At 45.4% G+C, this 18,341-nt stretch carries 22 protein-coding genes; 21 read left to right on the top strand and 1 reads right to left on the bottom strand.

Going from position 1 to position 18,341, the window contains the following annotated elements; all coding sequences use genetic code 11:
- The first annotated feature begins 7 nt into the window (after window positions 1-7).
- From EII32_RS12725 to EII32_RS08525, 21 genes are all read left to right on the top strand, one after another.
- Window positions 8-130 (top strand): hypothetical protein, encoded by a 123-nt coding sequence (locus EII32_RS12725; protein WP_255416458.1) that lies wholly within the window; start codon window positions 8-10, stop codon window positions 128-130.
- Between the two features lie 70 nt (window positions 131-200).
- A complete protein-coding gene (locus EII32_RS08610) occupies window positions 201-761 on the top strand; it encodes a DUF2815 family protein (protein WP_125235025.1) in 561 nt (186 codons plus the stop codon).
- Between the two features lie 104 nt (window positions 762-865).
- Window positions 866-2,815: a DNA polymerase gene (locus EII32_RS08605; protein WP_125235024.1), complete on the top strand. Its 1,950-nt coding sequence runs from the start codon at window positions 866-868 to the stop codon at window positions 2,813-2,815.
- 5 nt (window positions 2,816-2,820) lie between these two features.
- Entirely contained in the window at window positions 2,821-2,997 is a 177-nt protein-coding gene (locus EII32_RS12155) for a hypothetical protein (protein ID WP_158611162.1), read from the top strand.
- 294 nt (window positions 2,998-3,291) lie between these two features.
- The gene (locus EII32_RS08600) at window positions 3,292-3,993 is read left to right on the top strand and encodes a hypothetical protein (RefSeq protein WP_125235023.1); all 702 of its coding nucleotides are present in this window, start codon (window positions 3,292-3,294) and stop codon (window positions 3,991-3,993) included.
- A 66-nt stretch (window positions 3,994-4,059) separates the two neighbouring features.
- Window positions 4,060-4,335, top strand: a complete 276-nt coding sequence (locus EII32_RS08595; RefSeq protein WP_125235022.1) for a hypothetical protein — start codon at window positions 4,060-4,062, stop codon at window positions 4,333-4,335.
- Window positions 4,336-4,594: 259 nt separating this feature from the next.
- Window positions 4,595-4,795, top strand: coding sequence for a hypothetical protein (locus tag EII32_RS08590; protein WP_125235021.1), 201 nt, complete (start codon window positions 4,595-4,597; stop codon window positions 4,793-4,795).
- The gene (dnaN, locus tag EII32_RS08585; protein WP_125235020.1) at window positions 4,792-5,988 is read left to right on the top strand and encodes a DNA polymerase III subunit beta; all 1,197 of its coding nucleotides are present in this window, start codon (window positions 4,792-4,794) and stop codon (window positions 5,986-5,988) included. The genes EII32_RS08590 and dnaN overlap by 4 nt, the downstream gene beginning before the upstream one ends.
- 6 nt (window positions 5,989-5,994) lie before the next feature.
- Complete coding sequence (locus EII32_RS08580) at window positions 5,995-6,903, top strand: phosphoadenosine phosphosulfate reductase family protein (protein WP_125235019.1); 909 nt, start codon at window positions 5,995-5,997, stop codon at window positions 6,901-6,903.
- On the top strand, window positions 6,900-7,760 hold the full coding sequence (locus EII32_RS08575) for a DNA cytosine methyltransferase (RefSeq protein ID WP_125235018.1): 861 nt from the start codon (window positions 6,900-6,902) through the stop codon (window positions 7,758-7,760). Before EII32_RS08580 ends, EII32_RS08575 begins: the two co-directional genes overlap by 4 nt.
- Before the next feature lie 37 nt (window positions 7,761-7,797).
- Entirely contained in the window at window positions 7,798-8,358 is a 561-nt protein-coding gene (locus tag EII32_RS08570; RefSeq protein ID WP_148096819.1) for a DNA cytosine methyltransferase, read from the top strand.
- Window positions 8,359-8,362: 4 nt separating this feature from the next.
- Window positions 8,363-8,575, top strand: coding sequence for a hypothetical protein (locus EII32_RS08565; RefSeq protein ID WP_125235016.1), 213 nt, complete (start codon window positions 8,363-8,365; stop codon window positions 8,573-8,575).
- Window positions 8,572-11,004, top strand: a complete 2,433-nt coding sequence (locus tag EII32_RS08560) for a virulence-associated E family protein (protein WP_125235015.1) — start codon at window positions 8,572-8,574, stop codon at window positions 11,002-11,004. The genes EII32_RS08565 and EII32_RS08560 overlap by 4 nt, the downstream gene beginning before the upstream one ends.
- A gap of 325 nt (window positions 11,005-11,329) precedes the next feature.
- The gene (locus tag EII32_RS12150; protein ID WP_158611161.1) at window positions 11,330-11,503 is read left to right on the top strand and encodes a hypothetical protein; all 174 of its coding nucleotides are present in this window, start codon (window positions 11,330-11,332) and stop codon (window positions 11,501-11,503) included.
- The gene (locus EII32_RS08555; RefSeq protein ID WP_199741417.1) at window positions 11,500-11,871 is read left to right on the top strand and encodes a VRR-NUC domain-containing protein; all 372 of its coding nucleotides are present in this window, start codon (window positions 11,500-11,502) and stop codon (window positions 11,869-11,871) included. The genes EII32_RS12150 and EII32_RS08555 overlap by 4 nt, the downstream gene beginning before the upstream one ends.
- A gap of 14 nt (window positions 11,872-11,885) precedes the next feature.
- Window positions 11,886-13,283: a DEAD/DEAH box helicase gene (locus EII32_RS08550; protein WP_125235014.1), complete on the top strand. Its 1,398-nt coding sequence runs from the start codon at window positions 11,886-11,888 to the stop codon at window positions 13,281-13,283.
- Between the two features lie 13 nt (window positions 13,284-13,296).
- Window positions 13,297-13,629 (top strand): HNH endonuclease signature motif containing protein, encoded by a 333-nt coding sequence (locus EII32_RS08545; RefSeq protein WP_125235013.1) that lies wholly within the window; start codon window positions 13,297-13,299, stop codon window positions 13,627-13,629.
- Window positions 13,630-13,791: 162 nt separating this feature from the next.
- A complete protein-coding gene (locus EII32_RS08540) occupies window positions 13,792-14,526 on the top strand; it encodes a hypothetical protein (RefSeq protein WP_125235012.1) in 735 nt (244 codons plus the stop codon).
- Between the two features lie 8 nt (window positions 14,527-14,534).
- A complete protein-coding gene (locus EII32_RS08535) occupies window positions 14,535-15,254 on the top strand; it encodes a phBC6A51 family helix-turn-helix protein (RefSeq protein ID WP_125235011.1) in 720 nt (239 codons plus the stop codon).
- Window positions 15,251-16,141: a chromosome partitioning protein ParB gene (locus tag EII32_RS08530; RefSeq protein WP_125235010.1), complete on the top strand. Its 891-nt coding sequence runs from the start codon at window positions 15,251-15,253 to the stop codon at window positions 16,139-16,141. Before EII32_RS08535 ends, EII32_RS08530 begins: the two co-directional genes overlap by 4 nt.
- Window positions 16,104-17,849, top strand: coding sequence for a terminase large subunit domain-containing protein (locus EII32_RS08525; RefSeq protein WP_125235009.1), 1,746 nt, complete (start codon window positions 16,104-16,106; stop codon window positions 17,847-17,849). The genes EII32_RS08530 and EII32_RS08525 overlap by 38 nt, the downstream gene beginning before the upstream one ends.
- A 31-nt stretch (window positions 17,850-17,880) precedes the next feature.
- Here EII32_RS08525 and EII32_RS08520 read toward each other — a convergent pair whose 3' ends face one another.
- A complete protein-coding gene (locus EII32_RS08520; RefSeq protein WP_125235008.1) occupies window positions 17,881-18,120 on the bottom strand; it encodes a hypothetical protein in 240 nt (79 codons plus the stop codon).
- Window positions 18,121-18,341 lie beyond the last annotated feature (221 nt).

Raw genomic sequence — 18,341 nt, 5'->3', positions numbered from 1 at the left:
AATCCGTATGCCACCAAAAGAAAACGAAATCGGCAACGTACTTAACGAGTGTTCAGAGCGCGAAGAATTAGGAGAAAGCAAATACCCCGGTATGATGTACGAAGAGGGCGTGAAAAACGCTATCTTATGATTACAGGGATCCGGCGAAAACCCGATGAAATAGTAAACCAATTATTCACAATTTTAATTCATTTCAAATTATGATTAAACCGATTGTAAAAGATGGTAAGGTAGTGTTTGGCCCGTGCCGCCTATCCTACACCCACGTTTTCAACAAGTACAACCCTGATGGAAGCGCGGAAGATGGTAAGTATATGACAAATGTACTTATCCCAAAGAGTGAGAAAGAAACTATTAAGGCTTTGCAGGAGGCTATCGAAGCCGCCAAGAAAGCCGCTATAGTAGCCAAGTGGGGAGGCAAAGAACCCAAAAAACTTGATATGCCATTACGCGATGGCGACGAAAAAGAAGATGATATTTACCAAGACCACTTTTTCGTCAATGCCAAGAGCAACACACGCCCCGGTATTGTTGATAAAAACAAAGTGCCTATCGTGGACGAAGAAGAAGTGTATAGCGGCGTTTGGGCGGTTGTGTCTGTTACATTCTACGGTTACGACGTAAGCGGTAATCGTGGCGTGGCTTGTGGGCTTAACAACATTATGAAGTTCAAAGACGACGACCGTTTGGGCGGCAGAGTGTCAGCCGAAAGCGACTTTGGCGGCGTTGAGTTTGACAACGAAGATGACGACGATTTGTAAACCTAAAAACTTTTTTGTTCATACGGTTAAAATAGGTTATTAATTTGACGCGCACCCGCCGCCGGTGAAGATGTGGCGGCGGGCGCAGAAAAGGAGAAATTAAAATGCGAGAAATAGGCATAGACATAGAAACTTATAGCAGTAACGACCTTGTTAATTGCGGAGTGTATAAGTACGTCGAGGCGCCAGACTTTACTATATTGCTGTTTGCGTATAGTGTAGATGGCGGCGACGTGCAATGCGTGGATATGGCGCAGGGGGAAACTTTGCCCGATGAAATCTTTGCAGCCCTCACAGACCCCACAATTACAAAGACGGCATTTAACGCCGCTTTTGAAAGAATCTGTATAAGCAAGTATTATGGATTTGCCGAGCCGTTAGACCCCGCCCAATGGCGTTGCACAATGGTACGAGCCGCCCGAATGGGTTTGCCGCTTTCGTTAGGACAATGCGGCGAGGTGTTGAAGTTGGAAGCCGGTAAGATGCAAGAGGGTAAGACCCTGATTAGATATTTTAGCGTACCGGGCAAGAACGGCAGACACCTACCAAGCGACGCGCCCGACCGTTGGGAAACTTTCAAGAAATACAATATACGCGATGTTGAGGTAGAGCAGCAGATATTAGCCAAAGTTCGCCGACTGACCGCGCCGACCTTTGACGAAGAACTATATACAGCCGACCAAGAAATAAACGACAGGGGCGTAATGATTGACCGCGTTTTGGTTGATGCCGCCGCACGTTTCGACGATGAATATAAGGCGAAGTTATTAGCCGAGGCGCAGCAGCTTACAAGAATGGAAAACCCCAACAGCCCCACACAGATAAAAGAGTATTTGAGCCGTACAACAGGTTTCACTATTCAAAGCCTGAATAAAAAGAATTTAGACGATTTGGAAAGCCAACTTAAATACTGGGCCAAAGCACAGAAAGTTTTAGCCATTCGGCGCGAAATGGGTAAGACCTCAAACAAGAAGTACAGCGCTATGCAAAATTGCGTTTGCAATGATGGACGAATACACGGACTTTTGCAGTTTTGCGGTGCAGCCCGTACCGGGCGTTGGGCGGGTAGATTGGTACAAGTTCAGAATTTGCCACAAAACCATTTGGAAAGTTTGGACTACGCCCGCGAGTTGGTACGACAGGGCGATTTAGAAGAATTTGAACTAAACTACGCCAATGTTACCCAAGTATTAAGCGAGTTAATACGCACAGCCTTTATCGCTGCACCAAATCACACATTTCACGTTTGCGACTTTTCGGCTATTGAAGCCCGCGTTATTGCGTGGTTAGCCGGTGAAGAATGGGTATTGGACATATTCAGGAGCGGGCGCGACATCTATTGTGAAACAGCGTCGCGTATGTTCAAAGTACCCGTAGAGAAACACGGACAAAACGCGGAACTACGACAAAAAGGCAAAATCGCTACTTTGGCGTTAGGCTGGGGCGGCGGCGTTTCGGCTTTGGAAGCAATGGGCGGTAGCCGGTTAGGACTGACAGAGAAAGAAGAAAAGGAAATCGTAAACCTTTGGCGCAATAGTAACCCGCGTATCGTTAAGATGTGGGCAATTATTGAAAAAGCCGCTATGACAGCACTAAAGACAGGCGGCAGCGTAACGGTGCATCGTGGTATCGTGGTTAGTAAGCGTTGGGGTATGCTATTGATAACGCTACCGTCAGGGCGTACTATCTGTTACCCACGCGCCGAGGTTGGCACAGAATATAACGACGGTTGGAGAGGCGACCACGAAATAATAGAGTACGAGGGATTGAACCAGACTACCAAGAAATGGGGAAAGGTAAGAACTTACGGCGGTAAACTGACCGAGAATATAGTACAAGCCATTGCCCGCGATATATTAGGCGTCGTGATTTTACGCGCCAAGAAAGCCGGTTTAGATATAGTGTTTCATATTCACGATGAAATAGTAGTAGAAGCAACCCCCGACCAATCTTTGGCAGATGTTGAGGCTTTATTTAGCAAACCGATTGAATGGTGTAGAGATTTGCCCCTGAAAGGTGCAGGTTACACGACACCGTACTACCTCAAAGATTAAAGCGTATGACAACGAAAGATATAGCAAAGGCACAGATATATTTTATTGGCAAAGGCGGCGAAATCCTAATAGGCGAAACCGCCGACCCGATAACGCTACAATTCATTGCAAGCACGGTGCAATTTATCCAAGCCGACGAAAGCAAGTTTGCAACGGCGGCACTAAAAGACATCGTAAAGTAAACGTAGGACAAACAGAAAACGCCACAGGACGCGATAAAAGTAGTTGGGTGAACAACTACACACCTGACGAAAAGAAACGTCCCAAAACGAGAAATTAGCAAAATTTTAACAATTCAAATATAGGTAATATGAACGAGCAAGACAGAAAAGAATCAACCGGGTGTAGTTTAGGCTGCATCGGAACGATAATAGCAATTATCGTTGTAGTCAATTTATTAGTGTTAGACATAAAATCGGCTATATGGCTTTGGAGCATTTAAGCACTGTTTAATAACATCTTAAAAAAGTAAAGTTATGACAGAAAAACAAGAAGTAAAGTTGCAACTTTTGAAAGAGTTTGCAAACATCGAGAAGCCCGAAACCGTAGATTTTTGCCGTAAGGCTTACGAGTTTTTGGCAGAGAACGAAACAACGCCACAGCCACAGGCGGGCACAGTAGTAGCAGCCGACCAAGAGCCGGACGGTATTTATTTGGTATTGGACGGTGGTAGGCACGTTCTGTTTACCGGCGACAACAACGCCGACGATTGCGCCGCTTGCATCGGTATTGGTGTTAAGTGGGGCAGCAAATCAGTAATGGTTGCACTTAACGACGAAGCCGACAGCAAAGAAATCACACTAACCGCCAACAAAGACACTACCAATTACGGCGGCTACATTAACACGTATTTAGATGCTGTTGCAGATTGGAACGGTAAAGCCAACACGGAGCATCTAAAGGAAATCGGACTTAACGGCGAAATTACTTTGCCTGATGGTTGGTATATTCCGAGTTTAGGCGAATTGTACTTTGTATTCCTGAATTGCCGTACCATTAACAAGGCTTTGGCATTTGTGGGCGGTACAGAGATTGCCGACGATTGGTATTGGACATCTACCGAGTGCAGCGCGCCCTACGCCTGGTTTCTGATCCTCAACAACGGCTACGCCAACAACTACACTACTAAGGCTTCGGACACCTATCGAGTTAGGGCCGTTTCAGCATTTATTAGTTAGTTAGTTCTTAATCTTTAGTTATTAAACTTTAGCCCGCCGAAAGGCGGGCATAACAAAGCAAGAAATATGAAGATAATAAACAGATATAGCCGGCGTGTGCGCATCGTGGAAGAAGTACGGGGCTTGCAGCACATTACGTTACCTAACGACTTTGAAACGAACTACGGCCCGACGGACGATTTGCCGGTGTACTTTATCGTCAAGGTAGAAGTAAAAGTAGCATGGTTTTGGGTAACGCTTGTTAGTGAAAGTTGCGATATATCGGACGGCGACACGCGCCCGTATATCCTGAAACGTGCAAAGGAATTGTGTAAAAAGTTGGAGAGTAGAGAAGATGAATAACGACAGCAATAAACATCGCCAATGGGTGTAGGGCGAATTATTCCCGGAATACGCTAACCACACGGGGGGGGAGAGCAAGTCAGTAACCAACAAAACAATACCGTAAAATGAAAGTAGCATTGTGCCGCACTTGCATAGCCTACACGCCCGATGATGATACACCAGGCTACGGAACTTGTGCCGTATCGGGCTGTTTGGTTTGCGAGTGTGCACACGGCTGCATAGATTGGCGGTATTACAGAATTTGGAGGCCCTGACTATGAAACGATATTGTGTTACAGCGATTAACCGACTAACAGGAGAACAGCAAATAATTTCACCACCTTGCAGCCGCGAAAATGCCGACGCTATCCGCGCCCGATTGGTTAAGACCAAACCCGGAAAGCGACCCTACACCAACCCGCTAACGGTGGAATATCCGAAGCAACTTAATTTGTTCACTAAAACTTTAGATGTATGATTTTTCACATAGATAGAAACATATTGCTTGCGGCTTTACAGCGTATCAGTTACGGCGTAGCGACCGCCAAGAAAGCAAACAACACCGTTAGAGGTAACAGCGTTTACCAATGCTTTGTGTTTGATGCTGATTACGACCAACTCACAATCAAAGCCACCGATTTAGAAGTGTTTATGAGCGAGGCAGTAAGTATCGGCAACCCTAACGCAGAGAAAAAGGCATTTGCAGTTGAGGCCCGCCCATTCCTACGAGCCATTAAGACGCTTGAAAGCCAAAATCTGCAAGTCGAGGTTTTGGAATATCAGATTATCGTTACCCATTCAATAGGCAGTTTTGCTTTTCCGTTGGATGGTAATGTTACGATATTCGACACACTTAAAGAGCCGATGATTGGCCACGCAACAGCGTACACGTTGAAGTTTGAGGCCCCCGGCTTACGCTCAATCCTTAATCGGTGCGATTTCGCAGTAGCCGACGACCAATTTCGCCCAGTTATGAATGGCGTATGTTTCCGCTTTACAAAAGAGTTTACCGACTTTGTAGCGTTAGACGGACACCGTTTAGCACGAATCCGTAAACGCCCAATCTTAGAGTGTGAAAGCCCGGTAGATATGGTAATGCCGCGCCAAGTGGTTAGCATACTGCAAGCCATTACACCGAAAACCGGCTTTATCGAAATGGCGTTCAACGAGTACATACCCCAAGACCCCAACAGCAAAGAGGAAGTACCCGCCGCAGTGTGTGCTATCTATATGGACGGTGTGCGCATCGTGTTTAGACCGATAAACGGCAAATACCCGAACTATCAAAGCGTGATACCAACCCGCTTTAGTTTCGACTTTAGCGTAAATCGCCAAGCCCTGATAAAATCGTTTGAACGCCTGATACATTTTGCTAATAATAGTTCAATGTTAGTTACCGTTACGCTAACACCCGGCTTTATGGGTATGGCAGTAGAGGACGTGGATTTTGAAACAAAGGCAGACGAGAAGATACCGTGCCAATACGACGGTGGCAAATTCCGTATAGGTTTCAAAATACCGTCTTTGTTGTCTATCCTCAAAAACCTAACCGCGCCTGATGTTACGTTTAGCATCGTGGACGCATTGCGGGCGGTTATCATAGCACCCAAGCCGCAGCCGGATAGCGAAGAATTAACGATGCTTATAATGCCAATGTTACTTAAAGACTGATGCCATATGAAAATATTACACAAGCCCGCCAACTTTGACGCTAAATTAAGTCACAGCATCGAACTTTTGCAGAAGTCCGAGGCATTGGCATTACGCTACTACGATAAAGGCTTTTATTTGGCTTTTAGTGGCGGCAAAGACAGCCAAGCACTTTACCACGTTACAGAGTTGGCGGGCGTGAAGTTTGAAGCACATTACAGCCTTACCACGTTAGACCCGCCGGAGTTAGTGCGGTTTATCCGTGCCAACTATCCAAGCGTTTTCGTGGATAGGTCCGAAATGACTTTTGCACAACTTTGTTTGAAGAAGAAAGCACTACCTACTATGCCAATGCGGTTTTGTTGTGCAGTTTTGAAAGAAACAAAGGGCGCGGGAACGGTAACGCTTACAGGGGTACGCCGTGCGGAATCCGTGCAACGAAGCCACAGAAACGAAGCCGAAATACTAACCCGCCGTAAAGATGATAAGTTTACCGGCACTTTAGAGCAATTCGACCAGTTCACGCGAACAAAAGAGGTTGAGGGCGTACAATGTGTTAGAGGAAATGACAAAATCGTAATTAACCCGATTATAGATTGGAGCGAAGCCGATGTTTGGTATTTCCTCAATAATGTAGCCAAAGTAAATCATTGCGAGTTATACGATAGAGGTTGGCGGCGTATTGGGTGTTTGTTTTGCCCGATGGCAAGCCAAAAGGAAATAGCAAGGCAGGGGGGGGATTACCCAAAATACAAAGCCCTGATAATGCGAACTATCCACAGGCTACGCGAAAACGGCTATATGAATTGTTACACCGACCTAACCGATGCCGAGGTGTTCAGATGGTGGGTAAGCAAAAAGGGTATCAAACAATGGTATGCCGAAAACAAAAAGCAGTACAAATTATTTAGTGACGAAGAAATTAACGGCTTATGATTGTATTAAGTTTATTCGACGGTATGAGTTGCGGGCAAATCGCTTTACGCGATATGGGCGTAACGATTGAAAAATACTACGCAAGCGAAGTAGATAAGTACGCGATACAAAACACGATGCTTAATTTTCCCGATACGGTGCAGTTAGGCGACGTGCGAGATATTGACGCAAGAATTTTAGGACACATCGACCTACTTATAGGCGGTAGCCCGTGCCAATCGTTCAGTTTCGCCGGTAAACGTGTAGGTATGAGTACAACCACAAACGAAAAGGTTGTTACCCTATCCCGTTATTTGGAGTTAAAACAGGGCGGCTTTGAGTTTGAGGGGCAAAGTTACCTATTTTGGGAGTATATCAGAATCTTACACCAAGTCAGAGAACAAAACCCCGATGTTTACTTTTTGCTTGAAAATGTGGAAATGGGTAAGCAATGGGAAGAAGTGATTAACCAGGCAATAGGCGTTAGGGGCATACATATCAATTCGGCGTTAGTGTCAGCACAAGTTAGAAAGCGCATCTATTGGACGAATATAAAGACATTTCAAAGTACGATGTTTGCACCGCCTGACAGCGCAATACCACAACCGAAAGACAGAGGTATTTTGCTAAAGCACATATTAGAAGATGAAGTGCCGGAACGCTATTACCTTAAAGATGAAGTAGTGCAAAATCTGTTAGCCCACAGAGAGCGGAACAAAGAAGCCGGTAACGGTTTCGGAATTAAGCCCCGACGGGGGGGGGAGAAGATGAACGCGCTACAAGTAGGCGGCAAAAGTATATACGATTTAGTTGTAGTAGAAAATGAAAGATTTTGTAAAGATGGATTACAAAGGCAGAATCTCACCGAATCAGGGTAAAGCAAATTGCCTATCTACCAAGAGTTACCAAAGTGATATGGATTTGATTTGCGTAGCACAACGCGGCAGAACCTACCGAGGTGAGCAGCCGAAATTAGAGTCAGCCCCGGAAGTAGGTAAGACGAATTGTCTAACGACGGTTGCAAAAGACAACTTGATATTACAGCGACCACGCGGAGCGAACAAGGGTGGTTTGCACACCGACAAATCGCCCACCCTATCCGTTAATGCGTGGGAACAAAATAATTTAGTAGTGACAATGAAAGAAGATAGTGTAAGACAACTTAACCCAAGCCGGGAAAGCGGCGGCACACAACCCTATCAGCAAAACAGGGTGTACGATACCGACGGACAGGCCCCGGCATTGATGAACGGACACGGTGGTAGAACTATTAGCATATTGGCGGGGGAGGATGTAACCGCCGCAATACGGATAAGGCGACTAACGCCGACAGAGTGCGCCCGCTTACAGACTATCCCAACGTGGTATAAGTGGAACGTATCAGAAACACAGCAATACAAGATGTTGGGTAATGGTTGGACGGTTGAGGTTATCAAACACATATTTTCGTTTTTGCCTGACAGATTAAAAAAGTAAGCGTATGGCAGAAGAAAAAAAATACACAGAGAATACGGCGGCGGTTTTGAAAGCCGACAGCCTAAAACGCATATACGATGTTTTGGAATCAGAGGAAACACCGTTTGAAGCGAGAGTGCAAAAAGCGGCAAAGGGCGAAAGATTGGTAACAATCAGCACAGAGCCACAGCACATACAGCATTTTACCAATGTACTCAATAAATGTAAGGGCGTATGAAGTTGGTAAACGATTTCACTTTGGATATAGCGACAGCCCACAGCCGCCTATCTAAAAAGTGGAAAAATAAAAAATGGAAGTGGAGCGAGTTAGTAGCCCGATGCCAAGAAACGAAACGGACAGGCGAAAGCGTGAAAGAGTATTTGAAAATGACCCGCGAGGAACAAAGCGACATTAAAGATGTTGGCGGTTTCGTCGGGGGGTATCTTTCAGGCGGCACCAGAAAAACCGCTAACGTGATGTGGCGAAGTGTGGCAACGCTCGATATTGACTACGGAACGGCTAACGTGTGGGATGATTTCACGTTGCAGTTTGACTTTGCCGCGATGCTATACAGCACCCACAAACACACGGCAGACAAACCGCGCTACCGACTTGTTTTCCCACTAAGCCGAAACGTAAAGACCGCCGAATATGAGCCACTTTGCAGAAAGATAGCAGCGGCGATTGGTATAGACCTATTCGACATAACGACATACCAATTATCACGGCTTTTCTATTGGCCCAGCACAAGCCGCGACGGTGATTATATATTTGAGGTACAGGACGGCCCGGCTTGCAATGTAGATGAAATTTTGGCTACTTATGTAAATCCCCAAGATGTATCAGAGTGGCCCGTATCAAGCAGAGAGGGCGACGTTATAGCCCACGAAATAAGGAAAGCGGGCGACCCGTTGGAAAAGCCCGGACTTATAGGCGCGTTTTGCCGCGCGTACACGATAGAAGATGTTATAGACAAATTCCTGACTGACACCTACGAGAAAACGGCTACAGATGGACGCTACACCTACAAATTAGGCAGCGTAGCGGGCGGTTTGGTTTGCTACGAGGGTAAATTTGCATACAGCCACCACGAAACAGACCCGGCAAGTAGGCAGCTTTGCAACGCTTTCGACCTTTGCCGTATTCACAAATTCGGCGTTCACGATGAGGGTACCAGAGTAACCGACATTACACGTTTGCCGTCGTACCTGAAAATGCAAGATTTCGCCGCCGCCGATAAGACCGTGCGCGTACTACTCACAAAGGAGCGCAGGGCAGACGCAGAGAGCGATTTTGCAGACGTGGATTTGCCCGACGATGAAGATAGCGCAGTATCTAACACCGACTGGATGGCTAATTTGGAGTACGACCGAAAAGGCGCGATAAAATCCACAGCAAAGAACATTATTTGCATTTTGGAAAACGACCCGCTTTTGGCAGGGCATCTTTGGCACGACCTATTTAGCGGTTTTGATTTAGTCACAAAGGGTTTGCCGTGGGATAATAAAGCAACCCAATGGGGAAACCGCGACGATGCTAATTTGCGTATCTACCTTGAAGAAAATTACGGCGTAACCGGCAAAGACAAAATCAAAGACGCTAAAGACGCGGTACTGACACGCCACAGAGTACACCCGATAAGGGAGTATCTGAATAGCCTAACGTGGGACGGTACGCCCAGACTTGAAACGCTGATTATTGACTATATAGGCGCGGAAGATACACCGCTTAACCGCGCTATGACACGTAAACATTTTACGGCGGCGGTTGCTCGCGTGATGAATCCCGGTTGTAAGTACGATTATTGCCTGATTATTGCCGGAGCGGAGGGCATCGGAAAAAGCACCTTATTTAGCGTTATGGGCGGTGATTGGTTTAACGATAGTCTTGTTACAATGGAGGGCAAAAATGGCATGGAGCAAGCACGCGGTGGCTGGGTGATTGAATTACCCGAATTAGGCAGCATCAAACGAAGCGACGTAGAGCAAGTGAAAGCCTACATTAGCCGCCAAGATGATGTTTACAGACCGGCATACGGCACGGTAGTAGAAAAACACCCACGCCAATGCGTTTTTTGCGGAACCACTAACGAAATGTTCTTTTTGAAAGGCGACACAGGAAACCGCCGCTTTTGGGTGATGGCAGTAGATAGCAGCCTACGAAAGCACGTCAATTTCAAAGCCGACCTGATAGCCGACCGCGACCAACTTTGGGCCGAGGCGGTAGAGTATTGGCGGCAGGGTGAAACGCTTTATTTGCCCGCCGAACTTGAAGCCGAAGCACGACAGAAGCAAGCCGAGTACAACGACGATAGCGACGACCCAATGAAAGATATGCTACGCGGTTATTTGGATATGAAGTTACCCGGAGAGTGGCAGACGTGGGATTTGAAACGCCGCCGCGCCTACATAACAGCCCCCGACCCGCTCGATGCTACAGGCACGGAGATACGCGAAAGAGTATGCGCTGCCGAGTTTATTTGCGAGCGTTTAGGGCGCGATATGGGAGATAAGGAGTATAAGTATTTAGCCCGTAAGGTTGGTAAACTAATGAACGATATGAGCGGTTGGGAACGTATGGGCGTATCAAAACACGCCGTATCTATCTACGGGGTGCAAAAGTCATTCAGACGGATATTTGACGATGCAGACGAAGAAGATATTTAGAGGTAACCAAAGCCGGAAAAAGGTAAACCAAGTAAACCAAACTACATTTTTTAACATTTAGCGAGGTAAACGAAGTAAACCAAAGGTAAACCAAAATCGAAGTGCTCGGTTTACCGATAACGGCTTGAAAATAAGGCGGTTAAAACATAGGTAAACCAAGTAAACCAAAAATAATATAAAAATGTATTGTTTAATAGATATATATAAAAACGGGTATAGAAAGAGCATTAACGCGTACGCGCAGGAAACGCAAGTATAATATAGGCATATATAGGAAAAGTCGGTTTACTGCGGTTACGGTTTACCGGCATAACAAATTAAGAATATGACAAAGCAAGATTTCATAGAAGCAACAAAAGATTTGCCAAACGATGCAGAGATAGAAATTTTTATCAAAGCGTCTAAGATATTGCGGCGAAAACCCGCCAAAATAAGAATAGGACATGAGCCACTAAAGCCCAATTACATAGTAATCGAAGTAAACAAGAAAGCAAAATGAAAAAGAACGTAGAAAACATAGTGCATCATGCCGAGGTATCGGAAAAGGAAATAGAAAAGTATTTGTGCAAGCGAATGAAAGAAATTGGTTTGCCGTGCTTGAAGTATTCAAACCCGAATATGGTAGGTTATCCGGACAGGCTTATAGTGTTACCGTGTAACATCGTTATGTGGGTGGAACTGAAAAGCAAAGGGAAGAAACCGACTAAAGTACAGCAGTTGAGGATAGCAGAGTTAAAGCAACTGAAACACGTTGTATGGGTGATTGATAATAAGCCACTGATTGACGAACTTGTTACGGAACTGCAAAAGTACAAAGCAGACAACAAGGAGGCTTTCGATTTTGAACAAAAAAAAAGTATATACTAAAAATTGAATTGGTTATGATATACAGACCTTACGAATATCAGCAAACGGCAATGCAATGGATTATAGATAATCCGCGTTGTGGGCTTTTCCTTGATATGGGATTGGGTAAGACCGTTAGCACCCTGACAGCAATACAGCAACTAATGGACGATGCAGAGGTTAGCCGGACGTTGGTAGTAGCCCCCAAGAAAGTAGCCGAAACAACGTGGACTACCGAGGCCGAGAAATGGGAACACCTGAAAGCCCTACGGGTGGTTAAGGTGATGGGCACAGAGAAGCAGCGTAGATTAGCGTTGGCGACCAAAGCAGATGTGTACGTTATCGGTAGGGATAGTTTCGTATGGCTTGTTGGCGTTTATGGCGGTAATCTACCATTCGATGTTTTGGTTATTGACGAACTAACGAGTTTTAAGAGTTCAAAGAGCAACCGATTTAAGGCTATGCGAATGGCAACACCAACCGTTAAGCGTGTTATCGGACTGACAGGAACACCCGCGCCGAATGGACTTATAGACTTGTGGGCGCAGATGTATTGTATTGATATGGGCGAGAGGTTGGGAAAGTCAGTAACCCAGTATCGCGAAACCTACTTTGAAATGCACAAGTGGAATAACATCGTAGTACGTTGCGATGTGAAGAAAGGTTGTGAGGATATTATTAGGCGTAAGATTGCGGATATATGTTTGTCGATGCTGGCAAAAGACTATTTGGAATTACCCGACCTATTGACCCACACCGTTAAAGTGGCGCTGATACCGACAACGATGGCCGCTTACACGAAGTTTGAGAAAGAAAAGGTTTTGGAATTTGCCGACGAACACGCCGAAGAATCCGCAAACGTGTTAGCCAACAGTGCGGCGGGATTGATGAATAAGTTAAGCCAATTCGCCAACGGTGCAATATACGACGAAGATAGAAACGTACATCATGTACACGATGAAAAGTTAGACCGATTAGCCGAAATTATAGAAGCGGCAAACGGCAATAGTGTGTTAGTATTCTATCAGTTCAAACACGATATAGACCGCATCGTTAAGAAACTGAAAGGCTACACCGTGAAAGTCTATGCCGATGAAAGCCAACTAAAGGAATGGAACGCCGGTAAGATTGACGTACTATTAGCACACCCGGCAAGCACGGCGTTTGGGTTGAATATGCAGCAAGGCGGCCACTACATAGTTTGGTTTGGCACGGGTTGGAATTTGGAGTTATACCAACAGGCTAACGCACGTTTGCACCGTCAGGGACAGCAATACCCCGTGCAAGTCTATAAGTTAGTTTGCGCTAACACGGTAGATGAAAGAGCCGAAGCCGCGTTGGATAACAAGAAAGGAGTACAACAAAGCCTATTGGATAGCCTCAACTACCTAATACGGAAACATAGTGCAGTTATGAAAGTAGCAACCGAATAAGAAAGTAAAGGATATGGCAAAGGACAAAGATTATATCAGAATGATACATACCGACAAATGGCTACGGCTACGCCGTGCCAAACTGACATCTAACCCGATTTGTGAGCGGTGCCAGGCAGAGGGAAGAATAACACCGAGCCAAGAGGTACACCACGTTAAGCCGGTTGAAGATGGATTGACAGCGAGAGAAAAAGAAACGTTGATGTACGACCCGCACAATCTACAAGCATTGTGTCACGATTGCCACGTTAAGACTCACACGGAGTTAGGGCGAAGTGGCAAGGCACACGCCAAACGTAGAGCGGCAGAACATCGGAAAGAATTTATAAAAAAATTTTTGTCGTGAGAGGAGGGGGCGGGTGTTTTTGAAATGACGGGGTAGGTGGTTAAACCTCCCCAACCCCTTTCTTCACACGCGAAGCAATTTTTTAGGCTTTGGGGGATTTGCCCGGAAACAAGCCCCCCACCCTGACAGACAACAAAAGCAACGTATATAAAATTACGCGATATGAAAGATAAACGAGATTTCAATTTTGGCGGCGGTTTCGGAGGCTTTGCCGGTTTCGGCTTTGGCAGTATCGGTGGCAATCAGCAACAGCCGACAGAGCAGCCGACAGAGCAGCCGGCAGACACCGACGAAGAAAGCGCAGCCGAAACAACCGACAGAGCGAAGCGGGCGCACCATCGTACAAAGGAATGTACCGAACTATCCCAACGGTACGAGTATCGACGCGCATTTAGCGAAGTTAAGATGTTAGAGGCCATGCAATACGTTCAGTTGCAAAACGGCGTTACCTACAATTTCATAACGGCGGGCGATGTGGATAGCCTGACTTATCTTAAAGTCGTACTGAATCAACACGATTTAGATTTTGTGTTGCTTTCAACGTGGTGTATGGCAGCAGAAGATATTTTGCAAGTGCAACAGTGGTACGAGGCGGGGCGCATTAAGCAACTTGATATGTATTTAGGTGAGATATTCCCAGGCAGTTACAAAATTGAATGGGCGATGGTTAAGAAATTCTATGCCGAACATCCCGAAGCAGGGCGGGCGGCGATATTCAAGAACCACAGCAAAATTTACGCCGGTTGCAATGTAGCCGATAATTTCTATTTTGGCATACAGACCAGCGCGAACATAAACACCAATCCGAGAACGGAGCAAGGGAGCATTACGATAGACAAAGGGATATTCGACTTTTATAAGGAGTATTTCGACGGCATTAAATCATTTGAAAAATAGGCGCAGATATGAAAGAAGATAGAAAAGCAATGTTTATTGACAACCTGAAAGCATCGGGCGGCATTATCTGTGTAGCGTGTGAAAGCACCGGCATAAATCGCAGCACGTATTACCGATGGCGGGAAAGCGATAAGGAGTTTGCCGACGCGGTAGATGAAGTAATGGACGCACAGATAGATTTCGTGGAAAGCAAATTGATGGAACGGATAAACGCCAACGATACGACGGCAACGATTTTCTACCTAAAGACGAAAGGAAAGAAGCGTGGTTGGACTGAAAAGCAACAGCCGATAGTCGCTATTAACACCGATGCGCAACCCGATACATCTTTGCCCGCGTTACCGGCACCAGAGGCGGCGAAAACATCAAAGGTGAAGATAACGAAGCGGATTAAGAATAAAAAAGACTACATCGTTAAGTTACTCAAAGAGCAAGGCAAATACACCGCCGAATTATCTATGCAAGTAACGATAACGGCGCAGTTGTTGGTGCGCACCGAGATATTAGCCGAAGAAGTGTTGGCGGATGAACACGAAGCCGTAAACGTGGAGATTTCGCGCGAGGGCAACGAGCGTAAGACTATCAGCCCAAAGGAAAAGTTATATTTGGACTTTGTGCAGCAGAGCCAAAAGGCGTTAAGGGCGTTGGGTATGAATACGGATGCTAAAGAGCGTAAAAGTGACAATGATACATTTAATGATTTTTTAAAGGAGTTTAGCGAAGAATGAAGCAATTAGATTTATTTTCGGAGGATTTTGAGTCGATACCAAATCCTATAGGAGCGAAAAAAAGAAAGATAATATTTTCTGATTATGAGAGGTTTGTAGAAAAATTTCAGACCAAAAAGACTACAGATGATTGTTACACGCCACCAGACGTGTATAAAGTTATTGAGGATTATGTTCGTCGGGAATTTAATTTGATTGATGCAGAATTTGTTAGACCATTTTACCCAGGGGGCGACTATAAAAATTGCCTGTACCCTCAAAATTGTGTGGTTGTCGATAATCCGCCTTTTAGCATTTATAGTGAAATAGTGCGGTGGTATATATCACAGGGTATTCGCTTTTTTTTATTTGGCCCACATCTAACCTTGTTTGTTAAAAAAGCCGATGTCACATATATCGTCGCTGACGCGCAGATTACGTATGAAAATGGCGCTAAAGTTAAAACATCTTTTGTGACAAATTTACCTTCTAATTATCGAATTATTTTAGCACCGGAACTAAGAAGGTCTATTGACGATTTAAATAAGTTGTACAGCCGTAAAAAAATTACTTATGATTATCCTGCCAACGTAGCATCTTCTGCTTTATTAGGTAAATTATTGAGTAGGGGTGCAGAATTTAGGGTTAAGAAAGATGAATGCGTGATGATTTCTAATCTTGATTGTTTACGTCGGGCGGGGCGAAGTTTATTTGGGGGGGGGATATTATTTTCGAATCGAAAGGCTATGGAGCGAGTGGCAAAGGAGCGAGTGGCAAAGGAGAAAAAAGAAATGGCTGGATTTGAGGAGGAAAAAATTAAAATCGTATTATCGGAAAGAGAGATGAAAATAATTAAAGAGTTAGAAAAAAATGACAGAAGAAGAGAAAATCAGGGAGAGGCAGATTAAAGCAGACGCTGTGGCAGAACTGCAAGCCGGGCGAGAAACATACGCCAACCAATACCGCTATGCGCTTATTGATACGGATAAACGCATAGCGGATTACGTGTTTAGTGTGATAGACAACCCTGACTGCCACAACGTAAACGAGTTATTGAAGATACTCCGCTTTTTCAGGTTACTCGACAGATGGGAATGGCGACCTAAGCGAGTGCAACGGAAAATTAAACTTTATGAGCGGTTGAAGTTCAGCGGTACGACAGGGCGACAGCGCTACAAACTTACGCGGGTGCAAGTGTTCCAGATGGCGCATATATTCGGCTTTGCTCGACCCGATGGGCGGCGGCTCATACGCACGGCGTACATATTCGTACCGCGTAAATTCAGTAAAACAACGTGGGCGGCATTTTTGGCGGTAGATGATTTGTTGTTTGGCGATAACAACGCCGAAGCGTATGTAGGTGCGAACTCATACGACCAGGCGAAAAAGTGCTTTAATGAAGTACGGGCAATAATGTTTGATTTAGACCCCAGCCAAAAGCATTTCAGGATTAACCGCGAATTGGTTACGTTTAAGGACAGAGGGCGCGACAGCCTGATACAATGCTTAACAGCCAACGCAAAAACGAAAGATGGTTTGTTTGCATCGTTGGCGATATTGGACGAGTACGCACAGGCACGAAACACCGCCAACAAGAACGGTGCAGACCTGAAAAGCGTACTTACTACCTCAATGGGACCACGCAAAGAGCCGCTAACGGTGATTATCACAACGGCAAGTGATGTGATAGACGGGCCGTGTTACAATGAGATAGAGGGCGCAAAAAAGGTACTACGCGGCGAGCTTGAAAACGATACGATGTTTGCCGATTTGTTTATGCCTGATGTGGACGATGAAGAAAGCGACCCGGTAACGTGGTCAAAGGTGCAACCCCATTTAGGCATAACGGTGCAAGCCGACTACTACGAAATGGCTTACCAAGATGCTTTATTGTCAGTCGAAGATATGTTGGCGTTTCGTACCAAGTTGCTAAACATCTTCACGGTGAACGATGTTAAAACGTGGTTTGGCTTTGAAAAGGCGAAAGAACTTTGCGGCGATTTCGACATAGACAGCGCGGCGGGGCATCCTGATTGCGCCGTAGCGTTTGACTTATCTGTACACGATGACTTTAGCGCCGTATCGTACACCCTATACTCGTCGGAAAGCAAGCGGTTTTACTCACATACAGATTACTACTTTCCTATCGGTGCGCTCAAAGGACACCCCAACGAACAACTATACAGGGTATGGAACGAAAAAGGCTATTTGAAATTCTGCAAGGGCAAAAAGATTGATGTCAGAATGATTGCAGGTGATATTATAGCACGTTCAAAGAAACTGCATATTATCCGTGTCGGTTACGATGCTTACAAGAGCCAAGAGTTAGTAAACATATTGGCAACCGTCGGAGCGCGCAACGCGCTTTTGCCATATTCCCAGACTTACGGCAGTTTCAATTTGCCGGTAGAATCCTTTGAAATGCTTGCATACGACGAGCCGCCCCGGATTGTGCTAAACAACAACCCGATTAACGTCTATTGCCTCACTAATTGCGTGATAGATGAAGATAGGTTGGAGAATAAAAAGCCGCTGAAGATTTCGCAGTATCGTAAAATAGACGGTACGATTACGGTGCTTATGACTTTGGGGCAACTATACACCTACGAGCGATAACAGAGGCGGCGGGCATCTTAACCCGCCGCTTTTAGTCTATTTCGTAACCACGTCTATTTAGTTCTATCCGTGCTTTTCCTTTTAGTGCTTTATATACGCCGTCTTTGCGTTCAAATATAAACCCGTCGCATTCTAAAGTCTGTAATATCTGATGAATGTACCATAACGGCAGATGCTTACAAAAATCCCGGTTGTTTAGTTCCTTATCGGTGCAAGGCGACCAATAAAGAGAGGCTAAAACATCGTAGCGGTATTGTAATAATTCGTTCATACAGCCGAGATTTTAAGCGGTTTGCCACACAATACGGCGAATATTGGTTTACGGTTGGGAAGTTCTATAAGACTGAAAAAGGTGCGAAACGTGCAGCGGTTAAAGCTATGGCACGACACGGCTACACCTTTGACGCTAACGAAATGGAGAATTTGAGAATTAGCAACGATTAGTATTAACCAGGCAGGGGCATAAAGCCCCGCCTATAAATCAAACAACGA

This window comes from Prevotella sp. OH937_COT-195, from assembly GCF_003932845.1.
In the GTDB taxonomy this organism is placed as follows: Bacteria; Bacteroidota; Bacteroidia; order Bacteroidales; family Bacteroidaceae; genus Prevotella.
Note: the sequence above shows the minus strand (reverse complement) of the source record. Positions and strands in the feature narration are given on the sequence as shown.

Coding starts and splice junctions, on each gene's coding strand:
- EII32_RS12725 (WP_255416458.1), top strand. CDS start 8: ATGCCACCAAAAGAAAACGAAATCGGCAACGTACTTAACGAGTGTTCA.
- EII32_RS08610 (WP_125235025.1), top strand. CDS start 201: ATGATTAAACCGATTGTAAAAGATGGTAAGGTAGTGTTTGGCCCGTGC.
- EII32_RS08605 (WP_125235024.1), top strand. CDS start 866: ATGCGAGAAATAGGCATAGACATAGAAACTTATAGCAGTAACGACCTT.
- EII32_RS12155 (WP_158611162.1), top strand. CDS start 2,821: ATGACAACGAAAGATATAGCAAAGGCACAGATATATTTTATTGGCAAA.
- EII32_RS08600 (WP_125235023.1), top strand. CDS start 3,292: ATGACAGAAAAACAAGAAGTAAAGTTGCAACTTTTGAAAGAGTTTGCA.
- EII32_RS08595 (WP_125235022.1), top strand. CDS start 4,060: ATGAAGATAATAAACAGATATAGCCGGCGTGTGCGCATCGTGGAAGAA.
- EII32_RS08590 (WP_125235021.1), top strand. CDS start 4,595: ATGAAACGATATTGTGTTACAGCGATTAACCGACTAACAGGAGAACAG.
- dnaN (WP_125235020.1), top strand. CDS start 4,792: ATGATTTTTCACATAGATAGAAACATATTGCTTGCGGCTTTACAGCGT.
- EII32_RS08580 (WP_125235019.1), top strand. CDS start 5,995: ATGAAAATATTACACAAGCCCGCCAACTTTGACGCTAAATTAAGTCAC.
- EII32_RS08575 (WP_125235018.1), top strand. CDS start 6,900: ATGATTGTATTAAGTTTATTCGACGGTATGAGTTGCGGGCAAATCGCT.
- EII32_RS08570 (WP_148096819.1), top strand. CDS start 7,798: ATGGATTTGATTTGCGTAGCACAACGCGGCAGAACCTACCGAGGTGAG.
- EII32_RS08565 (WP_125235016.1), top strand. CDS start 8,363: ATGGCAGAAGAAAAAAAATACACAGAGAATACGGCGGCGGTTTTGAAA.
- EII32_RS08560 (WP_125235015.1), top strand. CDS start 8,572: ATGAAGTTGGTAAACGATTTCACTTTGGATATAGCGACAGCCCACAGC.
- EII32_RS12150 (WP_158611161.1), top strand. CDS start 11,330: ATGACAAAGCAAGATTTCATAGAAGCAACAAAAGATTTGCCAAACGAT.
- EII32_RS08555 (WP_199741417.1), top strand. CDS start 11,500: ATGAAAAAGAACGTAGAAAACATAGTGCATCATGCCGAGGTATCGGAA.
- EII32_RS08550 (WP_125235014.1), top strand. CDS start 11,886: ATGATATACAGACCTTACGAATATCAGCAAACGGCAATGCAATGGATT.
- EII32_RS08545 (WP_125235013.1), top strand. CDS start 13,297: ATGGCAAAGGACAAAGATTATATCAGAATGATACATACCGACAAATGG.
- EII32_RS08540 (WP_125235012.1), top strand. CDS start 13,792: ATGAAAGATAAACGAGATTTCAATTTTGGCGGCGGTTTCGGAGGCTTT.
- EII32_RS08535 (WP_125235011.1), top strand. CDS start 14,535: ATGAAAGAAGATAGAAAAGCAATGTTTATTGACAACCTGAAAGCATCG.
- EII32_RS08530 (WP_125235010.1), top strand. CDS start 15,251: ATGAAGCAATTAGATTTATTTTCGGAGGATTTTGAGTCGATACCAAAT.
- EII32_RS08525 (WP_125235009.1), top strand. CDS start 16,104: ATGACAGAAGAAGAGAAAATCAGGGAGAGGCAGATTAAAGCAGACGCT.
- EII32_RS08520 (WP_125235008.1), bottom strand. CDS start 18,120: ATGAACGAATTATTACAATACCGCTACGATGTTTTAGCCTCTCTTTAT.